This window comes from Amycolatopsis sp. NPDC033938 (assembly GCF_055575975.1).
Window position 1 is genome coordinate 1 of sequence record NZ_JBVIRO010000002.1, and the last position, 22,227, is coordinate 22,227.

At 70.6% G+C, this 22,227-nt stretch carries 14 protein-coding genes; 13 read left to right on the forward strand and 1 reads right to left on the reverse strand.

Annotation, left to right across the window (positions count from 1 at the left end):
- Nucleotides 1-103: 103 nt before the first annotated feature.
- Nucleotides 104-1,333, reverse strand: coding sequence for an MFS transporter (locus ACZ5ZX_RS06830; RefSeq protein WP_465501065.1), 1,230 nt, complete (start codon nucleotides 1,331-1,333; stop codon nucleotides 104-106).
- A gap of 154 nt (nucleotides 1,334-1,487) precedes the next feature.
- Between ACZ5ZX_RS06830 and ACZ5ZX_RS06835 the strand changes: the two genes are divergently transcribed.
- The 13 genes from ACZ5ZX_RS06835 to ACZ5ZX_RS06895 all read left to right on the forward strand — a co-directional run.
- Nucleotides 1,488-2,255 (forward strand): thioesterase II family protein, encoded by a 768-nt coding sequence (locus ACZ5ZX_RS06835; RefSeq protein WP_465501066.1) that lies wholly within the window; start codon nucleotides 1,488-1,490, stop codon nucleotides 2,253-2,255.
- A gap of 25 nt (nucleotides 2,256-2,280) precedes the next feature.
- Nucleotides 2,281-3,606: a salicylate synthase gene (locus ACZ5ZX_RS06840; protein WP_465501067.1), complete on the forward strand. Its 1,326-nt coding sequence runs from the start codon at nucleotides 2,281-2,283 to the stop codon at nucleotides 3,604-3,606.
- Nucleotides 3,603-4,688, forward strand: coding sequence for a Gfo/Idh/MocA family oxidoreductase (locus ACZ5ZX_RS06845; protein ID WP_465501068.1), 1,086 nt, complete (start codon nucleotides 3,603-3,605; stop codon nucleotides 4,686-4,688). Before ACZ5ZX_RS06840 ends, ACZ5ZX_RS06845 begins: the two co-directional genes overlap by 4 nt.
- A 2-nt stretch (nucleotides 4,689-4,690) precedes the next feature.
- Nucleotides 4,691-5,368: a VOC family protein gene (locus tag ACZ5ZX_RS06850; protein WP_465501069.1), complete on the forward strand. Its 678-nt coding sequence runs from the start codon at nucleotides 4,691-4,693 to the stop codon at nucleotides 5,366-5,368.
- Nucleotides 5,369-5,397: 29 nt separating this feature from the next.
- Nucleotides 5,398-6,942, forward strand: a complete 1,545-nt coding sequence (locus ACZ5ZX_RS06855) for an ABC transporter substrate-binding protein (protein ID WP_465501070.1) — start codon at nucleotides 5,398-5,400, stop codon at nucleotides 6,940-6,942.
- Entirely contained in the window at nucleotides 6,939-7,886 is a 948-nt protein-coding gene (locus ACZ5ZX_RS06860; RefSeq protein ID WP_465501071.1) for an ABC transporter permease, read from the forward strand. Before ACZ5ZX_RS06855 ends, ACZ5ZX_RS06860 begins: the two co-directional genes overlap by 4 nt.
- Entirely contained in the window at nucleotides 7,883-8,644 is a 762-nt protein-coding gene (locus ACZ5ZX_RS06865) for an ABC transporter permease (protein WP_465501072.1), read from the forward strand. Before ACZ5ZX_RS06860 ends, ACZ5ZX_RS06865 begins: the two co-directional genes overlap by 4 nt.
- Nucleotides 8,641-10,110 (forward strand): ABC transporter ATP-binding protein, encoded by a 1,470-nt coding sequence (locus tag ACZ5ZX_RS06870; RefSeq protein WP_465501073.1) that lies wholly within the window; start codon nucleotides 8,641-8,643, stop codon nucleotides 10,108-10,110. The genes ACZ5ZX_RS06865 and ACZ5ZX_RS06870 overlap by 4 nt, the downstream gene beginning before the upstream one ends.
- Nucleotides 10,107-15,422 (forward strand): non-ribosomal peptide synthetase, encoded by a 5,316-nt coding sequence (locus ACZ5ZX_RS06875; RefSeq protein ID WP_465501074.1) that lies wholly within the window; start codon nucleotides 10,107-10,109, stop codon nucleotides 15,420-15,422. The genes ACZ5ZX_RS06870 and ACZ5ZX_RS06875 overlap by 4 nt, the downstream gene beginning before the upstream one ends.
- Nucleotides 15,419-17,146 carry an ABC transporter ATP-binding protein gene (locus ACZ5ZX_RS06880; protein WP_465501075.1) on the forward strand — a complete coding sequence of 576 codons (1,728 nt, stop codon included), beginning with the start codon at nucleotides 15,419-15,421 and terminating at the stop codon, nucleotides 17,144-17,146. Before ACZ5ZX_RS06875 ends, ACZ5ZX_RS06880 begins: the two co-directional genes overlap by 4 nt.
- Nucleotides 17,143-18,879, forward strand: a complete 1,737-nt coding sequence (locus tag ACZ5ZX_RS06885) for an ABC transporter ATP-binding protein (protein ID WP_465501076.1) — start codon at nucleotides 17,143-17,145, stop codon at nucleotides 18,877-18,879. Before ACZ5ZX_RS06880 ends, ACZ5ZX_RS06885 begins: the two co-directional genes overlap by 4 nt.
- Nucleotides 18,876-19,868, forward strand: a complete 993-nt coding sequence (locus ACZ5ZX_RS06890) for a hypothetical protein (RefSeq protein ID WP_465501077.1) — start codon at nucleotides 18,876-18,878, stop codon at nucleotides 19,866-19,868. The genes ACZ5ZX_RS06885 and ACZ5ZX_RS06890 overlap by 4 nt, the downstream gene beginning before the upstream one ends.
- Nucleotides 19,865-22,227, forward strand: a 2,363-nt coding sequence (locus ACZ5ZX_RS06895) for a class I SAM-dependent methyltransferase (protein ID WP_465501078.1), incomplete at its 3' end; no start/stop codon positions are given. The genes ACZ5ZX_RS06890 and ACZ5ZX_RS06895, both read left to right, overlap by 4 nt.

Genomic DNA, 22,227 nt, shown 5'->3' on the forward strand with positions numbered 1-22,227 from the left:
GTTTGTTTTGTATTGACGCGCGGGTTGTCCGGCCGGGGCGGGTTACCTGGGTACCGGGGGGGTCGTTGGGGGCCTTCCGTCCGCCCCTTGGGCACGACCGCTGTCAGCCGGCCGGGGTCGCTTCCGCCTCTTCGGTCGCCCGCGTCCCCAACCGCCGCGCCGCCGGTGAGAACACCGCCAGCAGCAGCGCGCCCGCGGCGGCACCGGCGGCGGCGAAGATCGGCACCGCCGGGTCGGCCTCGTAGAGCGCGGTGCCCAGCAGCGGTCCCACGATGAACGTCGCCCCGGTCGTGGCGTTGACCAGGCCGGCCACCGAACCCTGCTGTTCCGGCCCGACCATCAGCGTCGGCGCGGCGGCGAAACCGGGCAGTGCCAGGCCGAGGCCGAGCGAGAGGACGGCGAACGCCGCGGTGATCGACCACAGCTGACCGGCGAGCGCGAGCAGGACGAACCCGGCGACGGCGATCGGCGCGCCGACCCGCATCAGCCGGACGGCGGGCCAGGCGAGCTTCGGGACCACGGCGCCCTGCACGGCCACGAGGACCAGACCCGCCGCGAACAGCGCGACACCGACCGAGCCCGCGGTCTCCTCCGCGGCGAGATGCAGCCGGTCGGCGATGAGGAAGCCGGTGATCACCTGGACCAGCCCCAGCGACAGGTAGAGCAGGAAGCCGATCGCGAAGAACGGCCAGAGCCGGGCCTCCCACGGTTTCACCCCGGCCGCGCGTGGCCCGTCGGGGCGGACGTGCGGTGTCCGGCTGGCCGTCGCGAACACCCAGATCGCGAGCAACGCGGTCAGCGCCGGGGCCAGATAGAGCGGCAGCGTCAGCGAGACGACGGCGAGCGCACCGCCCAAGGCCGGTCCGAGGACGAGCGAGATCCCTTGTACCGCGCCGACGAGACCGACGGCCTTGGTCCGGTCCGCCTCGTTGGACGTCGCCGCGCTGGCGGCGGCGAGTGCCGCGACCGGAAGCGCCGCGATTCCCGCTCCGAACAACAGGCTGCGGGTCGCGAGCATCACGGCGAGCACCGAGGACGACGACAGGACCTCCGCGAGGCCGAGTGCCGAAGCCACGGCGAAACCGGTCAGCCCGAGGGTGGCCAGCACCAGTCCGGCGAGCAGCACCTTCCGGACGCCGACGCGGTCCAGCGCCCGTCCCCAGAGCGTGCTGGCGATGGTCAACGCGATCGCCGCCGTGGTGATGACCAGCCCCAGCTGGCTTTCCGTGAGATCCAGCCGCCGCGAGAGCGGCGCCAGGATCGGTGTGATCAGTTGCTGTGCCGAAAAAACCACCAACACCGCGAGCAGCAGTGGCGCCATGGTCTTGCGCACGGACTCCCCCTTCTAGTTAGGTAAGGCTACCTTAACTAATCGCGTCGCAGATCACTGACATACTTCACCCATTCGACTATGAAAACCGTTATCGTTACTCTAACGTGGGATGGGGTTGAGGGGAAGCGGTCACCGCGGGTATGGGAGGAGCACGATGTCTGGGGGAGTGGACGCGAGAACGGGTGACGTCTGGCTGCACCGGTGGAGACCGCGGCCGCGGGCTGGAGCGCGTTTGGTGTGCTTCCCGCACGCCGGCGGTTCCGCCGCTTTCTTCGCGCCGTGGAGCACGAAGCTTCCGGCGGAGATCGACGTCGCCGCCGTGCGGTACCCGGGTCGCGCGGACAGGATGACCGAACCGCCGTTGACGTCGATGCCGGCGATGGTCACCGAGATCGCCAACGAGCTCGAACCACTGGCCGATCGGCCGACCGTCCTTTTCGGACACAGTCTTGGCGCGCTCGTCGCTTACGAGGTGGCCAGGGAGCTCACCCGCCGTGACGCGCCGCCTGCGCGGCTGATCGTCTCCGGCCGCCGCGCGCCCGGCGACGAGCCCGGCGGCACGAAACATCTTTTGTCCGACGACGAGCTGGTCGATGAACTGGTCCGGCTCGGCGGAACCGAACCCGGACTGCTGGCGAGTGAGGACGCGCGGTCGGTGTTCCTGCCCGCGATCCGCGCCGACTTCCGGCTCGCCGAGAACTACCGGCGGCTCCCCGGACGTGAGCCGTCCTGCCCGCTCACCGTGATCGTCGGAGACGAGGACACGGAGGTCGACCTCCGCCGCGCCGGACGCTGGGCCGAGCACGCCGTCACCGGGTTCTCCGCGCATGTGCTGCCCGGCGGCCACTTCTACCTGATACCGCAGGAGAAGGCCGTGCTCGCTCTCCTGGTCGAGGCCTGCACCACTCCCGCGGCCGTCTGACCTCGTTTTCTGACAAGGAGTTTCCGTGTTGTCGCGATACCGCTATGCCGAGCGGCGGATCCCGCTCGCCGCCGATGCCGTCACCACGCTCGCCGCGCTGGCCCGTGACCGGTCCGGCGCCCAGGTCGGCTATGAGAACCGAGGGAAGGTTTCCTGGGCCGAGGACGCGTGGGCGAGGGTCGAAGTCCACGCCGGCGGAGCTCGGCTGATCACCGACGGCCGCGAAACCGGGTTCGCCGGAAAGCCGCTCGACGTCGTGGGCGACGCGCTCGCCGCGGCCGGGATCGCGGACTGGCGGGCCTACGGCTGGGCGGGTTTCGAACTGGCGCACGCCTTGCACGACACCGCTTCGGCCACGGGGCCGTTGGCCTGCCTCATGATCCCTCGCAAGGAGATCCGGCTGGACGGCACGAGCGCGCTGCTCCGCGCGGCCACCGAGTCCGAAGTGGACGAACTCGCGGAACGACTCGCCGTCGCCACCGCTCCGGAAACGATGGAGAGCGATCGTGTCGCGGTCGACCTCGACCACGACGCGGCCGCGTACCGCGCCATGGTCGCCACCGCGGTGAGCGACATCCGCGCTGGCGAATTCGACAAGGTCATCCTGTCCCGGGTGGTCCCGGTCGACGGCGAACTCGACCTCGCGGCCACGTATCTCGCGGGACGGCGCGGCAACGATCCCGCGCGGTCCTACCTGCTGCGGCTCGGTGGCTGGGAGGCGGCGGGGTTCAGCCCGGAGATCGTCGCGCACGTGACCGCGGACGGGAGGGCGAGAACCCAGCCGCTGGCCGGGACCAGGGCACTCGACGGCGACGCGCTCGACGTCGCCCGTCGTGAGGAGCTGTACCGAGACGCCAAGGAAGTCTTCGAACACGCCATCTCGGTCCGGCTGGCCGCGGCCGAACTGGACCAGGTGTGCAGCCCGGATTCGGTGCGGGTCAGCGAATTCATGTCGGTCCGCGAGCGCGGCAGTGTCCAGCATCTCGGCTCGGACGTGGCAGGCGACCTGGCCGCGGGCAGGACCGCCTGGGACGCACTGACCGCGTTGTTCCCGGCGGTCACCGCCTCCGGGATCCCGAAGGCGGCGGCGTGCGAAGCCATCGGCCGTCTGGAAGCCGAACCGCGCGGCCTCTACAGCGGTGCCGTCCTGACCGCCGACGCCGACGGTTCCCTCGACGCGGCCTTGGTGCTGCGCAGCGTGTTCCGGCACGAGGGCCGGACCTGGCTGCGGGCCGGGGCGGGCATCGTCGCACAGTCCACTCCGGACAGGGAACTCGAAGAAACTCGCGAGAAACTGCGCAGTGTCTCACGATTCCTGGTGCCCGCGCTCGCCCCGGCGGCCCTCGCGTGACCCGCCGCAAGGTCGTGGTGGCGGGCACCGCGTTCGGGAGGATCTATCTCGACGCCGTCCGGTCGGATCCGGAATCCTTCGAGCTGGCGGGCATTCTCGCGAGCGGGAGCGCTTACTCCGCCGAATGCGCGCGCCGGTACGGGGTTCCGCTGTACACCTCGCCGGAGGAGGTCCCCGACGTCGACATCGTCTGCGTCGTCGTCCGCTCGGGAGCGCTGGGTGGCGATGGAGCCGAACTGGCGCAGACCTTTCTGCGCCGGGGAATCCCGGTGCTGCAGGAACATCCGGTGCACGCCGAGGAGATCGCCGACTGTCTGCGGGCGGCCCGCGCCGCTGGTGCCGCGTATTCGGTCAACACCCTGTATCCACGGTTGCGGCCGGTGCGGCGGTTCCTGGCCGCGGCGCGGGCGTTGCGCGAGCGGCAGGAGATCGCCTTCGTCGACGCCGCCTGCAACAGTCAGGTCGCTTATCCGTTGCTCGACGTCCTCGGCCGGGCCGTTGGCGGGTTGCGGCCATGGGCCTTCGGCGCGGTCCAGCCGTTCCCGTTCGCCGATCTCGCCGCGCCGCAACCGTTCCAGACCCTGCACGCCGTCGTCGGCGGGATCCCGGTGACCCTGCGTGTGCAGAACCAGGTCGATCCGGACGACGCGGACAACCACTCCTTCCTGTTGCACCGGATCTCGCTCGGTGTCGAAGGCGGCGTGCTCACTCTCGCCGACACTCACGGACCCGTGCTGTGGAATCCGAGGTTGCACGCCGGACGCGACGAGACCGGACGGCTGGTGATGGCCGGGCCCGGGACCGAACGTCTCGGTGTCACGACCACCGTGCCGCTGGGCGACGAGGAACCCGGTACCTACCACGACGTCTTCGCCGATCTCTGGCCGGACGCGGTCGCCGAGAGCCTGCGGGAACTGTGCCGGGACATCGACGAACCGTCGCGCCGCGCCGCGGCCGGGCAATGGGCGCTCGGGGTCTCGACGGCCTGGCGTGACCTCACCACGGCGATCGGGCTGCCCGAGTTGATCGCTCCCGGTGTCCCGGCCGAGATCCCACTGACCGCTTTGTCCACAAAGGAGTGACGATGGCCCGCTGCAGTCATGTCCTGCTGAAGGTCGACGACCTGCATCAGGCCGTGCGCGATTTCCGTGACCTGGGGTTCGTCGTCGACTACGCCAGCGCGGAGGAGAAGGCCAAACACGCGCACATCTGGTTCGAAGACGGGCCGATCATCGAACTGCTCACCACACCACCGGGCGCGCATCGGCTGAAGTGGCCGATCGAGTTCGCCTTCGGTCGCGGCTCCGGGGTGCGGATGACCCGCTGGGCACTGGCGAACGAGGGATTCTGCGACGTCGCCGTGCTGATCGACGAGCCGGACCTCGCCGGCCCGCTGAAGACGTTGCGGGCGGCGGGGGTCCCGACGGGCCGCGCGGTGCGCTGGACCCGCACCAAACCGGACGGCGAACAGACCCGGTTCCAGTTCGCCTACCCCCGCGCGTCTCGGCTTCCGTTCCTGGTGAGTCCCTATGACCCGCCGCAGTATCCGCCGAAGGTCGACCATCCGAACGGCGCGAAAAGCCTGCGCACCGTCGTGATCGACGTCGCCGCGGCCGACCGTCCCGCCTTCGACCGGATCACCGGCGGCGACCCGGCGTTCGCCGTCACCGAGGCCGCCACCACGCGGGTCCGCGCGGTCGAGCTCGAAGGCCTGTCCGGTCCGCTCGACCCCGCTTTGCTGCACGGCGCCGAAATCCACTGATCCACCCCGAGAAACACAGGAGTACGACCATGTCCTTCACCCGCCGCGACCTGTTCCGGACGGCCGGAGTCGCCGGAGCCGGATTCCTGCTGGCCGCCTGTGGTGCTTCCGGACCGGTAACCGCGCCGGTCGCCGGAGCCGGTACCTCGGCCGCCAGGCGTGGCGGAGTGCTGAAGGCCGTGTTCACCGGTGGTGGCGCGGGGGAGAGCCTCGACCCCTATACCGGCGGATCACCGATCGACTTCGTCCGTCACGACGTCCTCTTCGACTCACTGTTCACTTTGGACAAGGCCGAGGTCGTACCAGGGCTCGCGCTGGCGGCCGAACCCGCGCCGGACGGCCGTTCGTTCGTGCTGCGGCTGCGGGAGGGAGTCCGCTGGCACGACGGGGCGCCGTTCACCGCGCAGGACGTCGCCTACAGCTTCCGGTACATGTCCGCGCCGGAGCGGGCCTACCCGAGTCAACTGGGGTCCTTTGTGGACTCGGTGGCGGTGCGGGTGCGGGATCCATTGACTCTGGAAGTGCCCACCAAACAGGCACTCGGTGACCCGGCGCTGTTCCTGGCCGCCTTCCCGGCGAAGATCGTCAAGGACGGCGCGACGTCGTTCACCGCGGCCACCACCGTCGGCACCGGCGCCTATCGCGTGACGGCGTTCGAGGCGGGCCGGGAAGCCCGTCTCGCCAGGTTCGACGGCTACTGGGGCGGTGCCGCACCGGCGGACGAACTGGTGCTGCTCAGCCTCACCGACCCGCAGGCCAAGGTGAACACCGTCGTCACCGGCCAGGCCGACTTCGCCGGGGACATCCCGTTCACCACGGCCAAAACCGGTGTCGCGAGCGCCGAGCTCGAGATCCGCACGGCCGGGGACGATCACCGCACCGCTTTCGGGTTCGTGCTCAACCCCACGCTCAAGCCGTTCGACGATCCCCGCGTCCGCAAGGCGGTCCGGCTGGGGATCGACCGGCAGGCGCTGGTCGACACCATCCTGCTCGGCTACGGAGCGGTGGGCAACGACCTGCTCTGCGCGGGCGCGAAGTACTTCGCCGCCAAGGAACCGCTCGCCCGTGACCTCGACAAGGCACGCGCGCTCGTGCGCGAGGCCGGGGCCGAGGGCGCGGAGGTGACCATCCGGACGGCGGAATACGAGATCGGCTACAACGCCTCCACCCAGCTGCTCGCCGAGCAGCTGAAGGCGATCGGTCTCGTGGTGAAGCCGCAGATCGTCGGCCCGGCCGAGTTCTTCCGGCCCGAGGCGGTGGCCGCCGCGCACGGTGTCGCGTTCTCCAGCGGCGCCGTCCCGCTCGCGGTGATGTACGGCAGGCTCGCCGGGTTCCCCGGCCTGGCGTTCCCCGACGAGCGGTTCAAGGCGGCGTTCGGCACGGGGATCGCCAGTACGGACGAGGGCACGCGCGCCAAGGCATGGGCCGAGGTGCAGGACGTGATGTACGACCGCGGCAACACGGTCGTCTGGGGACAGGCGGACGTGCTGAGCCTCGCACGGAAGTCCGTCGCCGGCATCACCGTGCGGGACCAGGCCAAGTACCCGTACCTGGGGAAGGCCGGTATGGCGTGAGCAGTTTCGCGCGCAAGCTCCTGACCCGGCTCGGCATGCTGGCGGCGTTGTCGATCCTGGTGTTCGCCGGGGTGGATCTCCTGCCCGGCGACCCGGTCACGAGCAGGCTCGGGATCTCCGCGACCCCGGAGCAGGCCGCCGCACTACGCGCCCAGCTCGGCCTCGACCGGCCGCTGCCGGTGCGGTACGCCGAGTGGGTCTCGGGCCTGTTCAGCGGAAATCTCGGTGTGTCGACGAACGGCAGGCCGGTGACCGAGCTGCTTTCGGACCGCGTCGGCAACTCCGCGTTGCTCGCCGGGCTGGCCGTCCTGCTGCTGGCGCCGCTGTCGCTGGGACTCGGGGTGTGGGCGGCTTGGCGACGCGGCCGGGTCGCGGACAAGACGATCTCGGCGGGAGCGCTGCTGATGGTGTCCGTTCCGGAGTTCGTCGTGGCGGGCGGGCTGGTGCTGCTGTTCGCGGTGACACTGCGGTGGTTCCCGGCGGTGTCCCTGCTGCCCGCCGGCGCGAGCCCGCTCGCGTATCCCGAAGTGCTCGTGCTTCCGGTGGCGAGTCTGGTGCTGGCCGGATCCGCCTACGCGGTCCGCGTCATCCGCGGTGCGGCGGCGCAAACGCTTGCGGGTCCACAGGCGGAGTTCCTACGGCTCAACGGGGTGCGCTGGCCGGTGCTGGCCAGGCGGCTCGTCGTCCCGGCGGTGCTGCCGGTCGCGGTCCAGGTCTGGCTCGTCACCGGTGTCGCGCTCGTCGGCGGGGCCGTGCTGGTGGAGAAGGTCTTCGGGTACCCGGGGATCGGCGAGCTGCTGGTGTCCTCGGTGCAGACCGGGGACCTGCCGGTGGTGCAGGCCGTCGTGCTCGTCCTGGGCGCGCTGATGCTGCTGGCGTTGCTGCTCGCCGACGTCGCCGTCGTCCTGCTGACGCCTCGCCTGCGGACGGGAGGCGCGCGATGATCCGTCGTGTCCTCCTCGCGGCGGGGATCCTGCTGCTCGCGATCGTCCTTTTCGGACCGGAGCTGGCCCCGCATTCCGCGACCGCGCCGGTCGCCCCGCCCTACTCGCCGCCGGGCACCGGTGGGCTCTTCGGCACCGACCACCTCGGCCGTGACGTGCTCTCCCGCGTGCTCCACGGCGGCAGGCCCCTCCTGCTGACGAGTTTCGTGTCCGCGTTCGCGGGCGCGGGCCTGGGCGCCGCGATCGGCCTGTTCACCGCGCTGGCCCGCCGCCGCTGGGTCGAGCCGGTGCTCACGCGGCCGCTCGACACCCTCGCCGCCGTCCCGCCGATCCTGCTGTCGCTGCTGGTGCTGACCGCCGTGCCGAACCGCGCCGGGCTGATCCTCGCGGTCGCGCTGGCGAGCATCCCGCTGTCGGCAAGGGTCGCGCGGGCGGCCGCCGAACAGGTCCGCGGCCGGGCGCACGTCGAAGCCGCGATCGCCAGGGGCGAGCGGTGGACCTGGTTGCTGGGCCGCGAAATCCTGCCGCTGGTGGCGGGTCCGCTGGCCGCCGACCTCGGCGTCCGGTTCGTCACGGCCGTCTACCTCGTCGCGGCGGCGGGTTTCCTCGGCCTCAGCACTTCGGACTCGGATTGGGGATTGCTCATCGTGGAGGCCCTGCCCGGCGCCGCGCTGCAACCGTGGGCGCTGCTCGTCCCGGTCGCCGGGATCGCGATCCTGGCCGTGGCCGCCAACCGGACCGCGGAGCGACTCACATGAGCCTGGTACGCGTCTCCGGTCTCCGGTTGTCGGCGGGGGACACCGAGATCCTCGCCGGTGTCGAGCTGACGATCGCCGAGGGCGAAGCCGTCGCGCTGTCCGGGCCGTCGGGCGCGGGCAAGACGTCGCTGGCGCTGGCGGTGCTCGGGCATCAGCGGCCCGGTGTCCGGCGGACCGCGGGGACGGTCGAGGTCACCGGCCCGGTCGGCTACCTGGGGCAGGACCCGGGTTCGCTGCTGAACCCGTACGCGCGGGTCGCGTCCATCCTGCGGAGCGCCGCCGGACGCCGGGTGCCACGCGAGTTCGTCGACACCCTGCTGGACCGGGTCGCGCTGCCCGCGAGCCTCGCGCGCCGATACCCGCACCAGCTTTCCGGCGGGCAGCAGCAACGGGTGGCGCTCGCGGTCGCGCTGGCACGCTCACCCCGGCTGCTGGTACTGGACGAACCGACGACGGCGCTGGACCTCCTCGCCAAGGCGGAGGTGCTCGCCGAGATCGGACGGTTGCGGGCGGAGGGTGTCTCGCTGCTGTGGGTCACGCACGATCTGGCGACGGCGCGGGATCTGGTGGACCGGGTCTTGGTGCTCGACGGGGGCCGGGTTTCCGGTCCCGAGAGTGCAATGAAAGGTCCTTTCCTTGCAAAATTTGCCAGGAAAGGACCTTTCCTAGCGCGCGCGGGCGCCTCAATCGAGGTCCTGAGGGCCGAAAAGCTCACCGCGGGATATCGCGGAACCCCGGTCCTCACCGACGTCGACCTCACCGTCGGCCGAGGCGAGTGCCTCGCCGTCCTCGGCGTCTCCGGAGCGGGTAAGAGCACCCTCGCCCGCTGCCTCGCCGGCCTCCACCGCCCCGGCACCGGAACCGTCACGCTCCACGACGATCCGCTCAAGCCCGACGTCCGCGATCGCGAAAAGCGCCAGAAAGCCGCGATCGCCCTCGTGGCCCAGAATCCGGCCGAGGCCCTGCATCCGCGCCAGACCGTCCGGACCGCGCTCACCCGTCCGATGCGGCTGCTGCGCGGAATCAAGTACCGCGAGGAGCAGGACACCAAGGTCGCCGAACTACTCGAAGCGGTCGGTCTCGACTCCACAATGGACAAAAGGCTGCCGGGCGAACTGTCCGGTGGGCAACGGCAGCGTGTCGCGCTGGCCAGAGCCTTGGCCGCGGAACCGGAAGTCCTCATCTGCGACGAGGTCACCTCCGCACTCGACGCCGATACCCAGGCGGAAGTCCTCACCCTGCTGAACGAACTCCGCACGCGGCTCGGCCTCGCGGTCGTCCTGATCACGCACGACGCCGGTGTCGCGGTGTCCACTTCGGACCGTCTGCTGGTGCTGCACGCGGGCCGTTCCGTGCTCACCGCCCCGACCGCCGAACTGGTGCCGGAAGGAGCTGATCCGGACCGCGTGATCACCCGCCTGCTGACCGACCCGTCCCGAACCGAACAAGGAGCTTCGCTGGTATGACCGAGCAGATCATCGACGAGCTGCGCGCATTGGGCGTCCGGTTGTGGGCCGAGGCCGGGCAGCTGAAGTTCCGCGCCCCGCGCGGAGTCCTGACCGACGCGCACAAGGCGACCCTCAAAGCGAACAAGGCCGCGATCCTCGCGCTCCTCGAAACCGACGAGAAGGCCATCACCCACGACGCGGAGGCCCGCCACGAGCCGTTCCCGCTCACCGACGTCCAGACCGCGTACCTCCTGGGCAGGCAGGATCCCTTCGGGTACGGCGGAGTCGCGTGTCACGGCTACCTCGAAGTCGCCTACCCAGGCCTGGATCACCAGCGCGTCGAGGACGCGTGGAACGTCCTCATCGCGCGGCACGACATGCTCCGGGCGGTCGTCGAGCCCGACGGCTACCAGCACGTCCTGCCCGAGGTGCCGCGCTTCCGCGTCGGCTACTCGCAGGACCCGCTCGCGGTCCGCGCGGAGCTGGGCCACCGCGTCTACGAGACCACTCGCTGGCCGCTCTTCGATCTGCACGTCACCCCCGGCACGCTGCACATCTCCATGGATTCGCTGATCGCGGACTGGGCGAGCGCCGGGATCCTGCTCGGGGAGCTCGACACGCTCCTCGCCGATCCCGATGCGGAGCTGCCGCCGCTCGAAATCACCTTCCGCGACCACCTGCTGGCCGAGCGGGCCTTGCGTGACACCGACCGGTACCGCCGCGATCGCGAGTACTGGCAGGACCGCGTCGACGACCTGCCCGCCGCCCCCGACCTCCCGAGGAAACCGGGGGAGAGCGCCGGGCCGGTCCGGTTCGACCGGCACCACACCCGGCTCGACGCCTCGACCTGGACGGCGTTGTGCGAACGGGCGAAACAGTACGGCCTCACGCCGTCGAACGTGGTCCTCGCCGCCTACACCGACGTGCTCCGCCGCTGGTCACGCCGTCCCCGGTTCGGGCTCAACCTGACCCTGCTGAACCGGCGGCCGTCGCATCCGCAGGTCGGGATGCTCGTCGGCGACTTCACCTCCGTGACCCTCCTCGCGGTGGAAAACAAGGCAGGACAGGCGTTCCATGAACGTGCCCGCGGACTGGCCGAGCAGCTGTTCACCGATCTGGACCACCGGCTGTTCTCCGGGGTCGAGGTGGTCCGGGAGATCGCCCGCCGCCGTGGTCGCGAGGCCGCGCTGATGCCGGTCGTGTTCACCAGCGGGATCGGTCTCGGTTCGAGTGACCGGCCCGCCGGATACGGCATCACCCAGACACCGCAGGTGTTCCTCGACTGCCAGGTGACCGACGACGCCGGCGGGATCGCGATCAGCTGGGACGTCCGGCAGGGGATCTTCCCGGACGGTCTGGTCGCCGACATGTTCGCCGCGTTCGAAACCCTCCTGCGCGACCTGGCCGCGACCGGCGACGGCTGGGAAGGCACCGGTCCGGTTCCGCTGCCGGAGTGGCAGGTCGCCGAACGCGCGGCGGTGAACGACACCGCGGCACCGCTGCCCGAGACGTCGCTGCACGAGGAGTTCTTCGCCCGTGCCGTCCGCGAGCCCGACGCGATCGCGATCACCGGCCCGGCCGGGACCCTGACCTACGGCGAACTCGCCCGCCGGGCGGGAGCGGTCGCGGAGGCGTTGCGCGGCAAGGAACTGGGCCGTGTCGCCGTGGTGATGGACAAGGGGCCGGAGCAGATCGCCGCCGTGCTCGGCATCCTGCTGGCAGGCGGTGCCTACCTGCCGGTGGACACGACGCAACCCGCGCTGCGCCGGGAAAAGGTCCTCGCCTCGGCCGGAGTCCGCGTGGCGCTCAGCCAATCGTGGGTCGCCCGGCCGGACGGCGTCGAGGTCATCGACGTCGACACGCTCCAGCCCGCCGAGGAAATCCCCGTCGCGCCACCGGGTGATCCGGACGCGCTGGCGTACGTGATCTACACCTCCGGTTCGACCGGTGAGCCGAAGGGCGTGATGATCACGCACCGCGCGGCGCTGAACACCATCGAAGACATCACCCGCCGATTCGGGATCACCGGCGACGACCGCGTGCTCGGACTCGCGCAGCTCGGGTTCGACCTCTCGGTGTACGACATCTTCGGCGCGCTTTCGGTCGGCGCGAGTCTCGTCCTGCCGGACGCGGGACGACCCGGTGACCCGTCGCATTGGGCGCGGCTGGTCGCGGACCACGGCGTCACGGTGTGGAACTCGGTGCCCGCCCAGCTGCAGATGCTGGCCAACTATCTCGACTCCGAGCCGCTGGCGATCCCGAGCCTGCGACTGGCGCTGCTTTCCGGCGACTGGATCCCGGTCACACTACCCGAGCAGATCTCGAAGCCGGCGAACGTCGAACTGGTCAGCCTCGGCGGCGCCACCGAGGCCGCGATCTGGTCCATCTACCACCCCATCGACCGGGTCGACCCGGAGTGGACGAGCATTCCGTACGGAAAGCCGCTGGCCAATCAGGGCTTCCGTATTCTCGACGAGTCCTATCAAGACTGTCCGGTTTGGACTCCTGGCGACCTGTACATCACCGGAGCCGGTCTCGCGCTCGGCTACTTCGGGGACGAAGAACTGACCGCGTCGAGATTCTTCACGCACGAGGGGGTCCGCCTCTATCGCACCGGCGACCTCGGCCGGTACCTGCCCGGCGGCGAGATCGAATTCCTGGGTCGTGAAGACGATCAGGTCAAGCTGCGTGGACATCGGATCGAACTCGGCGAGGTCGAGTCCGCGCTGCTTTCGCACGAGGACGTCGGCGCCGCCGCCGTCGTGCTCACCGGCGAGCGGCACGGTGAACGCGCACTGCTCGGTTTCGCCGAACCCGCTCGACGGTCCGAAAAGGACGAAGTCCCGCCACGACTGGCCGAAACGGTCCGCAAGTTCGCCGACCGTCAGGTCACCGGCATCGACGAGAGCCAAGTCGGGGAGCACGTCGCGAAGCTGCACGAGGCCGCGCTGCTGTCCATGCTCACGGCGCTGACCGAGCGCGGCGCGTTCGAGCATCCGCAGGACGCCGACGGTGTACTGGAAACGGCGAGGATCCACGAACAGCACCACTGGCTGGTCCGCCGCTGGCTCGCTCTCCTCGCCGACGCGGGGAAACTCGCCTTCGACGGCCGCTACACCCGCGTCGCCGAGGCTGGTTCCGAACTGGTCGCCGAAGCCTGGCGCCAGGTCGAACAGGGGTTGGCGACGCCTGAGTTCGTGCGCTATCACGAACTCCACGTCGAGCACATCCACGCCCTGCTGGACGGCGACCAGAACCCGTTCGAGCTGCTGTTCCCCGAGGGAAGACTGGACACCGCACGGGCGATCTACCGTGACGACACGATCACCCGCTACCTCAACCACGGCGCCGCCGCGCTGCTGAACCGGCTCGCGGCGGCGAGCGACCGGCCGCTGCGGATCCTGGAAGCGGGCGCGGGTACCGGCGCGACGACGTCGGCGGTCTTGCCGATGCTCGAAGGCTTCGACGTCGATTACCTCTTCACCGACCTCACGCCGTTCTTCCTCACCCCGGCCAGGGAGGAGTTCCCGCGTGCCCGGTTCGGTCTGTTCGACCTCGACCAGGAATTCCGGGCGCAGGGCTACGCGCCGAACTCGTTCGACGTCGTCCTCTGCGCGGGAGTCCTGAACAGCACGCGCGACCCGGCTTCCGCCGTCGCCGCGGCGACCGAACTCCTGGCTCCGGGCGGCTGGCTCGTGTTCACCGAACCGACGGGGGAACACCCGCACATCCTGTTGACCCAGGGCTTCATGATGGAACCCGCCGGTGGCGACCACCGCACCGGCGCGACCCCGCTTCTGTCCACAGAGGACTGGCTGGATCTGGTCGACGCCGACCTCGTTCTTCCCGCCGACGGTCATCCGCAAGCCGCGCAGGGAATGCGGTTGTTCGCGGCCCGCGTCAAGGCCGACCGGCGGCACATCACCGCCGACGACCTCACCGCGTTCCTCACCGAACGCCTTCCCGCGCAGATGGTCCCCGCGCACGTCCAGGTCGTCGACGAACTGCCGCTCACCGGCAACGGCAAGGTGGATCGCAAGACGCTCGCCGGATGGCGGCCCGCCCTGGCCGACGACGACCTCGCCGCCGAGGACGGCCCGCCGGACGAACTCGAGGGCAGGCTCACCGCCTTGTGGGCGGCGGCGCTCGGGCTGCCGCGGATCGGCCGCGACGACAACTTCTACGACCGGGGCGCCGATTCACTCGTGCTCGCCAGGGTCGCCGGGCGGTTGCGTGAGGAGATCCCGGAGGCCGGGCCGTTCACCTACGACACGCTGCTGCGTCAGATGCTCAACGAGCCGACGGTGTCCGCGCTGGCCAGAGCCCTGCGTGCACAACCGTTGTCCACACCTGTGGAAGATTCCGACAGATCGGGTAACGCGCTCCTGATCTCGTTCGGTGGCGGGGAAGAGGGCCCGGCGCGGGTGCTGTTCCACGCGGCGCTCGGCACCCTCGACTACTTCCAGTCGCTCGGGAAAGCCTTGGCGGCGCAGGAACTCGGGCCGGTGATCGGGGTGGCCGTCGCCGATCAGGAGGCCTACTGCGAGATCGACCCGAAACAGCTGATCGGCCGGGTCGCCGACGATTACGCCGATCGCCTGCTCGCGGCTGGGCACACCCGGTTCCAGCTGATCGGTTACTGCCTCGGCGGCCTGCTGGCCACCGAGGTCGCCCGGCGGCTGCTGGAACGCGGGGTCCCCGTCGACGACCTGACCCTCGTCGACAGCATCCCGATGTTCCTCGAAACCGGGGAGGAGCTGGCGTTCGAGGCGATCTTCGTCCCGAACCTCAACCTCGATCCGGTCGCCGCCGTCTTCGGATCCGATGTGGACAGTGCCGACGTCTACCGGGCGATCGAGAAGCTCATGACCGACCACGACCGGAACGTCCCCGCCGGGGCGATGGGCGCGCTCACCGGCGACCCCGGCCTGGAAGCGGTCGCGGCGGCCGTCCGGCGGCGGCACGAACTGGACCAGGACACCCGGCTCGCGCAATACGCCGAAGCGGCTTCGGAACAGGCCGGGATCCCGGTCGACCCCGAGCTGGTCCCCGCGCTGTTCCGCGTCTGCCGTCACAGCATGCGCGCGGCCAGGTACGACCCCGAACCGTACGTCGGTGACATGACCTTCTTGCGGGCCACCGAACAGCAGTCGTTCGGCGTCACCGCCGGGGTCGGGCATCTCGCGGCGCCGTTCTGGGAGAAGACCTGCCTCGGCGAGTTCACCGTGCTCGACGTGCCAGGCAACCACTTCAGTGTCATCGAACCGCCGAACGTCGACGTCGTCGTGGCCCATCTCGGCGCCGCCATCACCTCGGGAGTGACCGCGTGACCCCCTTGAAGGAACTGCGGAAGCCCGTCGCCGGGCTGACGAGGCTCGGCGTGCTCGTCGGCGCCGCCGGTTCGCTGACCACCCTCGTCCCGTTCGCCGGGCTCGCCGAATTCGGGCGGGTCCTCCTGGAAGACGGCCCGGCCGACATCGGGCGGCTCACCACGGTCGCGGTCGTCATCGTGGCGGCGCTGATCACGGGAGCGCTGCTGAACATGCTCGCGCTGGGGCTGACCCACGTCGCCGACGCGCGGCTGCAGGCGCTCCTGCGCCGCCGCATGGTCGACCGGCTCGGCGCGGTCCCGCTCGGCTGGTACACCGACGTCACCTCCGGGCAGGTGCGCAAGGCCGCGCAGGACGACGTCGAGGAGCTGCACCACCTCGTGGCGCACCACGACGTCGAGATGACCGGCGCGATCGTGCTGCCGCTCGGCGGGGTCGCCTACCTGTGCTGGCTGGACTGGCGGCTCGCGCTGCTCGCGATCGTCACGTTGCCGATCTACCTGGTCGCCTACGCCTCGATGATGCGTGGATTCGCCGACAAGATGCGGGAGCTCGACTCGGGTTTCGCGAAGGTGAGCGCGGCGATCGTCGAGTTCGTGCACGGCATCACCGTGGTCAAGGCGTTCGGTCAGGCGGGACGCGCACATCGCGGTTACCGGCGGGCCGTCGTGGACTACGGCGAGCGTTACGCCGGCTGGGTCCGCCCGATCCTCAAACTGGAAGCGCTGACGTCGCTCGCGCTTTCGGCGCCGGTGATCGCGTTGGTGAGCCTGGCGGGCGGGACCTGGTTCGTCTCACAGGGCTGGGTGAGCCCGGTCGACGTCCTCGCCGAAGTTTTGGTGGCGATGATCATCCCGTCCACTTTGCTCACCCTCAACAGCGGGTTCACCGCCCAGCGCAAGGCGGAGGCGGCCGCGGAACGGATCACGGCGCTGCTGGACACCCCGGTGTTGCCGGTCGCGGAGAAACCCGAGGAGCCACAGGGACACCTGGTCGAGTTCGAGCACGTTTCGTTCGGTTACAACGAAGGCGAGACCGTGCTGGCCGACGTCAGCCTGGTCTGCCGTCCCGGCACGGTGACCGCGTTGGTCGGCAGTTCGGGCGCGGGGAAGTCGACGCTCGCGAAACTGGTTCCCCGGTTCTACGACGTCACCGGCGGAGCGGTGCGGCTCGGCGGGGTCGACGTCCGGAGGATCGCGCCGGAGGTGCTGTACCGCAAGGTCGGGTTCGTCCTGCAGGACGTCCAACTGCTGCACGGCACCGTCGCCGACAACCTGCGGCTCGGCCGTCCACAAGCGACAGACACCGAAGTCGAAGCCGCCGCCGAAGCGGCCCGGATCCACGACAGGATCCTCGCGCTGCCCCGGGGTTACGACTCGGTGGTCGGGGAGGACGCGGTGTTCTCCGGTGGTGAGGCACAGCGGATCTCGATCGCGCGGGCCCTGCTCGCCGACACCCCGGTGCTCGTACTCGACGAGGCGACCGCCTACGCCGACGCGGAATCCGAGGCGCGGATCCAGCAGGCGCTGTCCACCCTCGCCCGCGGCCGCACGGTGCTGGTGATCGCGCACCGGCTGGCCACCATCGCCGGAGCCGACCGGATCGCCGTGCTCGACGGCGGGAAGATCGCCGAATCCGGCACCCACGAAGAACTACTGGCCGAAGACGGGCGCTACGCCCGGATGTGGCACGCGCACGCCGGTGCCGAGGAGGGCGTCCGATGATCAGGGATCTGCAGGCGATCATGGGGCCGGAGCATCGCCGCTCACTGCGCGTCTACTTCGCGTGGCTGGCCGGGTATGCCGTGCTGCAAGGGCTCGCGATGGCCTCGCTCGTGCCGGTGCTCCAGGCGCTGCTGGGCGGCACACCCGGTGACGCGTGGAGCAGGCTGCTGGTGACGGCGGTGATCGTCGTCCTCGCCTGTGTCGCGCACTATCAGCAGGCGATGAAGGGGTTCGCCCTGTCCTTGGTCACGCTGACCAGCCTGCACACCAGGCTCGGCGACCACGTCGCCAGCCTCCCGCTCGGCTGGTTCTCCTCGGAGAAGGTCGGCAGGCTTTCCCGCAGCGCCACCGGCGGCACGCTGATGGTCACCAGTGTCACCGCGCATCTGCTCACCCCGGTCGCCACCGGGATCGTGACGCCGGCGACCGTCGCGGTCACGATGTTCTTCTTCGACTGGCGGCTCGCCGTGGCCACCGTCCTGTGCGCGCCGGTGCTGTACGTCGTCCACCGCTGGGCGGCGACCTCGGTCGGCCGGTCCGAGGAACGGACCGACGCGGCGAGCAGCGTGGCCAGCAGCCGGGTCGTGGAATTCGCCCGCACCCAGCAGGCGTTGCGTGCCTTCGGCCGCACGGCCAACGGCTACGCGCCGCTCGACGACGCCATCGAAACGCAGCGCAAGGAGTGGGGCGGCATGCTCGCCAGGACCGCGCCCCGGCTGCTCGCGAGCGGGCTCGCCGCGCAACTGGCGTTCGCCGCGCTGATCGCGATCGGGGTGTCGCTCGCCGCGAGCGGGTCCATCGATCCGGTGGTGCTGGTGGCGTTGCTCGCGCTCGCGGCCCGCTTCACCGGTCCGCTCGGCGAACTCGCCGGGCAGAGCGGGATGCTGCGCATGGCCGCCAACGATCTGCGCCGCCTCGCCGCGATCTTCGACGAGAAGCCGTTGGCGGAACCGGCGGAATCACGGCCGGGCGCGGTACCCGGCGAGGTCGCCCTGCGTGGGGTGACCTTCGGCTACCGGCAGGGTGAGCCGGTGCTGCGTGACGTCTCGTTGCGGATCCCGCCGGGCACGATGACCGCGATCGTCGGTGCCTCCGGTTCGGGCAAGACCACCATCACGCGGCTGGTCATGCGGTTCTTCGACGTCGACGAAGGTGTGGTCTCGGTCGGCGGCGCGGACGTCCGCGATCTGTCCACTGTGGATCTCATGGCGCAGTTGTCCGTGGTGATGCAGGACGTCTACCTGTTCGACGACACCCTGGAGGCGAACATCCGGCTCGGCAGGCCGGACGCCTCCGACGAGGATGTGCGCGAGGCGGCGACACTCGCCGGGGTCGACGAGATCGTCGAACGACTGCCCGGCGGCTGGCAGAGCAAGGTCGGCGAGGGCGGCACTTCGTTGTCCGGTGGTGAACGCCAGCGGGTCTCGATCGCCAGGGCCCTGCTCAAGAACGCGCCCATCGTGCTGCTCGACGAGGCGACCGCGGCACTCGACCCGGAGAACGAGCGGTTCGTCCAGAACGCGCTGCGCTCGCTGAAGGACCGATCGACGTTGCTGGTCATCGCGCACAAGCTGCCCACGGTGATGGCGGCCGACCAGATCCTCGTGCTCGACGGCGGGACGATCGCCGAAGCCGGGACGCACGAAGAACTCCTGGCGGCAGGCGGCCGGTACACGAGCTTCTGGCAGGAACGCCGGGACGCGCAGGGCTGGCGTCTGGTGGGCGGCGCGTGATCGGGGTAGTGGGCGCGACCGGCGACGTCGGCCGTCACGCGGCCGGTTTCCTGGAACGGCTCGGGATCGGCCCGGTACGCGCGGGCGGATCCGCCGTAGCGGACTTCCGTGATCCGGCGTCGCTGGACCGGTTCGCGTCCGGATGCGAGGTGCTGGTCAACTGCGCCGGACCGGCGCACGCCATCGGCGACAGCGTCGCCGAGGCGGCCCGGCGGGCAGATGCGCACTACGTCGACGCGTCCGGGGACGAGCCGGTACGTGTCCACAATGGACGTACAGCGTTGTTGTCCGCGGGTCTTCAGCCTGGGCTCACCGCTCTACTGCCCAGGTGGCTGGCTCGTGACGCCGAAGTCCACGACCTCAAGGTCTGGCTCGGGGTGTCGGACCTGTTCAGCCGGTCGGCCGCCGAGGACTACCTGCACGCGGCCGCCGCCGGTCACGGCGAGGCGTTGGCGGCCTGGCGTGGCGAACGACGGTCGAAGGCGCTGACCCGGGAAGCCGGGGTCACGCTGCCGTTCTTCCCGGAGCCGGTGACCCTGTTGCCGTACCTCGCGCCGGAGTCCGAACGGCTCGCGCGCACGCTTCGGGTCACCCGTGGCGACTGGTACACGGTGCTGTCGGGCGAACACGTCGGCCGGGCCTTCGACCAGGTCCACGGCCTCGGCCGCGAGGAAGCGGTGACGGCCTTGTGCCGGGCGAGCCGTCTCGATCTCGCCGGACGCGAAGCGCGTGTGGTGCTGATCGCCGAAGCCGACGGCCGTACCGCCGTGTTCCGGGCGAAGGGGAACGGCGCGGTGACCGGTGCCGTCGTCGCGCTGGCCGTGTCCGCGCTCGAACGCGGCGAAGTGCCGCCCGGTTCGTATTTCGCGGGAGACGTCCTGAACCCGAAGTCGCTTGTGGACGGTCTGACCGGACTGGGCGTCGCCGACACCCGCGTCTTCGACCTGCCGCTGAGCCGTCTCGTGCTGGAAGAGGAGGGCGCGCTGTGAACGGCGAAGACATTCCCAAGGCCTTGCGGGTGATCGAGGAGATCAGCTTGCGGGCGATGGCCGCGGCCCTGTCCGAACGCGTTCCGGCTCCCCGGCACGGATGGCTGGCCGACCGCTGGCGGGCGGCGCTGTCGGCCGAACCCGCGGCGCCCGAAGCCGTCGAGCCCGGTCCCGAATTCGAGGAAGCCTATGCCGCGCTGGGCTTCCCGCCCGCGATGGCCGCGCTTCACCGGGTGACGCTGGGCAGGCTGCCGGATCTGGTGGCCGACCGGGTGACGCTGCCCGACCTGTTCGGCGCCGCCGAACTGGCCGCCTACCAGGACAACGTCTTCACCCGGAAGCTCAACGCGGCCGCCGCGGACGCGCTCAGCGGTATCGGCGACGTCCTCGAACTCGGCGGCGGAGAAGGCCTCGCCACCGCGGCGATTCTTCCGGTCGTGGAGGGAAAGTACCTGTTCACCGACGTGTCGCGGGTGTTCACCGTCGCCGCGGCCGAGCGCTACCGCGATCGCGCCGGGTTCGCCACGGCGGTACTCGACATGGACCAGGACTTCGGCACACAGGGGGTCACGGCGGCGGCCGCGGTGTTCGCGGGGAACGCGTTGCACAACTCGGCGCATCTCGGCCGGACTCTGCGCCGGATCCGCGGGGTGCTCGAACCCGGCGGCAAGCTGGTGTTCACCGAGTCCAGCCGCGAGAACCACGCCCTGCTGACGTCCATGGCGTTCCTGCTGTCCGCGCCCGAGGGAAAGCCCAGGCCGGGGATGGCGGATCGGCGTGCGGGCGCGCCGTTCCTCGACGAATCCGGTTGGCGGGCCGAACTCGCGGCGGCCGGGTTCACCCTGGAGAAGGTCCTGCCCGAACCGGATTCTCCCCTCGCAGTGGCGGGGCAACGGTTGTTCGTCGCCGTGGCCACGGACGAGATCCCGGCCGAGTGGAGTCCCGCGAAGGTGCTCGCGCATCTCGAACGCACCGGTGCCGAGCACGCCGTCCTGCCCGCGTCCACGCTTCGAGAGCTGCCGGAGCACCCAGCCGCGCTGCTCGCGGATCTGCCGCGACTGCGTCGGATCGAGAGCACCGGATGGCTCACCGACCAGGAAGCCGATGCCGTGCGGGACACGTTCGGCGTCGAGGTCGTCCGGCATACGGCACCGGAAGTGCGGGTCGACGTCGCCGCGGCCGGTGCCGCCGCCGATCGGGCGTTGGCGCATGTCGATCTTCCCGCGGCCGTCGCCGCCGTCGAAGATTTCGGGCGGACGGCGCTGCTGTCGATGCTCAACGTGCTCCGCCCGGTGCTGGGGCGGCCGGAGGACGAGATCCTCGCCATCACCCCTGGTCATCGGCGGTTGCTCAAACGCTGGCTCGACGTCCTGAAGGGCGAGGGCCTGCTGACCGAGGACCATCTGCCGGTGCCGAACCCGGCCGAATTCTCGGACGAGGCGCTGGAAAACGCCTGGCAGCGGGCTCGGCAGGCGTGGCTGGACACTGTCGGCTCGGCGGGCACCGTCGACTACGCCATGGCCAACGCGCGGAAGCTGCCCGAGCTGCTGACCGGGCAAGAGCAGGCGGTCAACCTCCTGTTCCCCCAGGGCCGGACCGATCTCGCCGCGGCGCTCTACCGCGAGAACGTGACCGGCCGCTACCAGCACCACGCGGTGAGCGCGCTGGCCGCCGGGATCGCCGCGGGACGGCGGGTGCGGATCCTCGAGGTCGGCGCGGGCACCGGTGCCACCACCGACCACGTGCTCCCCGCGCTGGACGACGTCGAGTACCTGTACACCGACGTCTCGGCCTACTTCCTGGACCAGGCGAAGGAACGGCTGAGCGGTGACCCGCGTGTCCACTTCGGACGGTTCGACATCGACGTCCCCATCGCGGAGCAGGGCTTCTCGCCGGAGTCGTTCGATCTCGTCATCGGCGGTGGGGTACTCAACGCCGCGCAGGACACCGACGCGTCCGTCGCCCGGCTGACCGAACTCCTCGTGCCGGGTGGCTGGCTGCTGCTCACCGAACCGACCGTCGAAGAGTTCTGGATCCTGACGTCACAGGCGTTCCTGATGGCCGACGCCGCCGACGACCGCGCGGAGAACCGCGCCAGCTTCCTGACCCTGCCGCAGTGGAACGCCGTACTCGACCGCGCCGGGCTGCTCCGCGCGGACGGCCTGCCCGCCGCCGGACATCCGCTCGAACCACTGGGCCACCGCGTGTTCGCCGCACGCAAACCGGGCAGCTGCGGGCGGGCATCGGTCAAGTGGGTCGTGGGTGGGGGTTTGGGGGTGGTAACCCCAAAAGCCCCCACCCCCACCCCCCCCCCCCCCCCCCCCCCCCCAACAACAAACCCAAGGCGAAGCGCCGGCCA

What these genes read in the sequence shown, in the direction of transcription:
- ACZ5ZX_RS06875 (WP_465501074.1), top strand. Translation starts at nt 10,107, where the DNA reads ATGACCGAGCAGATCATCGACGAGCTGCGCGCATTGGGCGTCCGGTTG.
- ACZ5ZX_RS06870 (WP_465501073.1), top strand. Translation starts at nt 8,641, where the DNA reads ATGAGCCTGGTACGCGTCTCCGGTCTCCGGTTGTCGGCGGGGGACACC.
- ACZ5ZX_RS06835 (WP_465501066.1), top strand. Translation starts at nt 1,488, where the DNA reads ATGTCTGGGGGAGTGGACGCGAGAACGGGTGACGTCTGGCTGCACCGG.
- ACZ5ZX_RS06850 (WP_465501069.1), top strand. Translation starts at nt 4,691, where the DNA reads ATGGCCCGCTGCAGTCATGTCCTGCTGAAGGTCGACGACCTGCATCAG.
- ACZ5ZX_RS06865 (WP_465501072.1), top strand. Translation starts at nt 7,883, where the DNA reads ATGATCCGTCGTGTCCTCCTCGCGGCGGGGATCCTGCTGCTCGCGATC.
- ACZ5ZX_RS06885 (WP_465501076.1), top strand. Translation starts at nt 17,143, where the DNA reads ATGATCAGGGATCTGCAGGCGATCATGGGGCCGGAGCATCGCCGCTCA.
- ACZ5ZX_RS06855 (WP_465501070.1), top strand. Translation starts at nt 5,398, where the DNA reads ATGTCCTTCACCCGCCGCGACCTGTTCCGGACGGCCGGAGTCGCCGGA.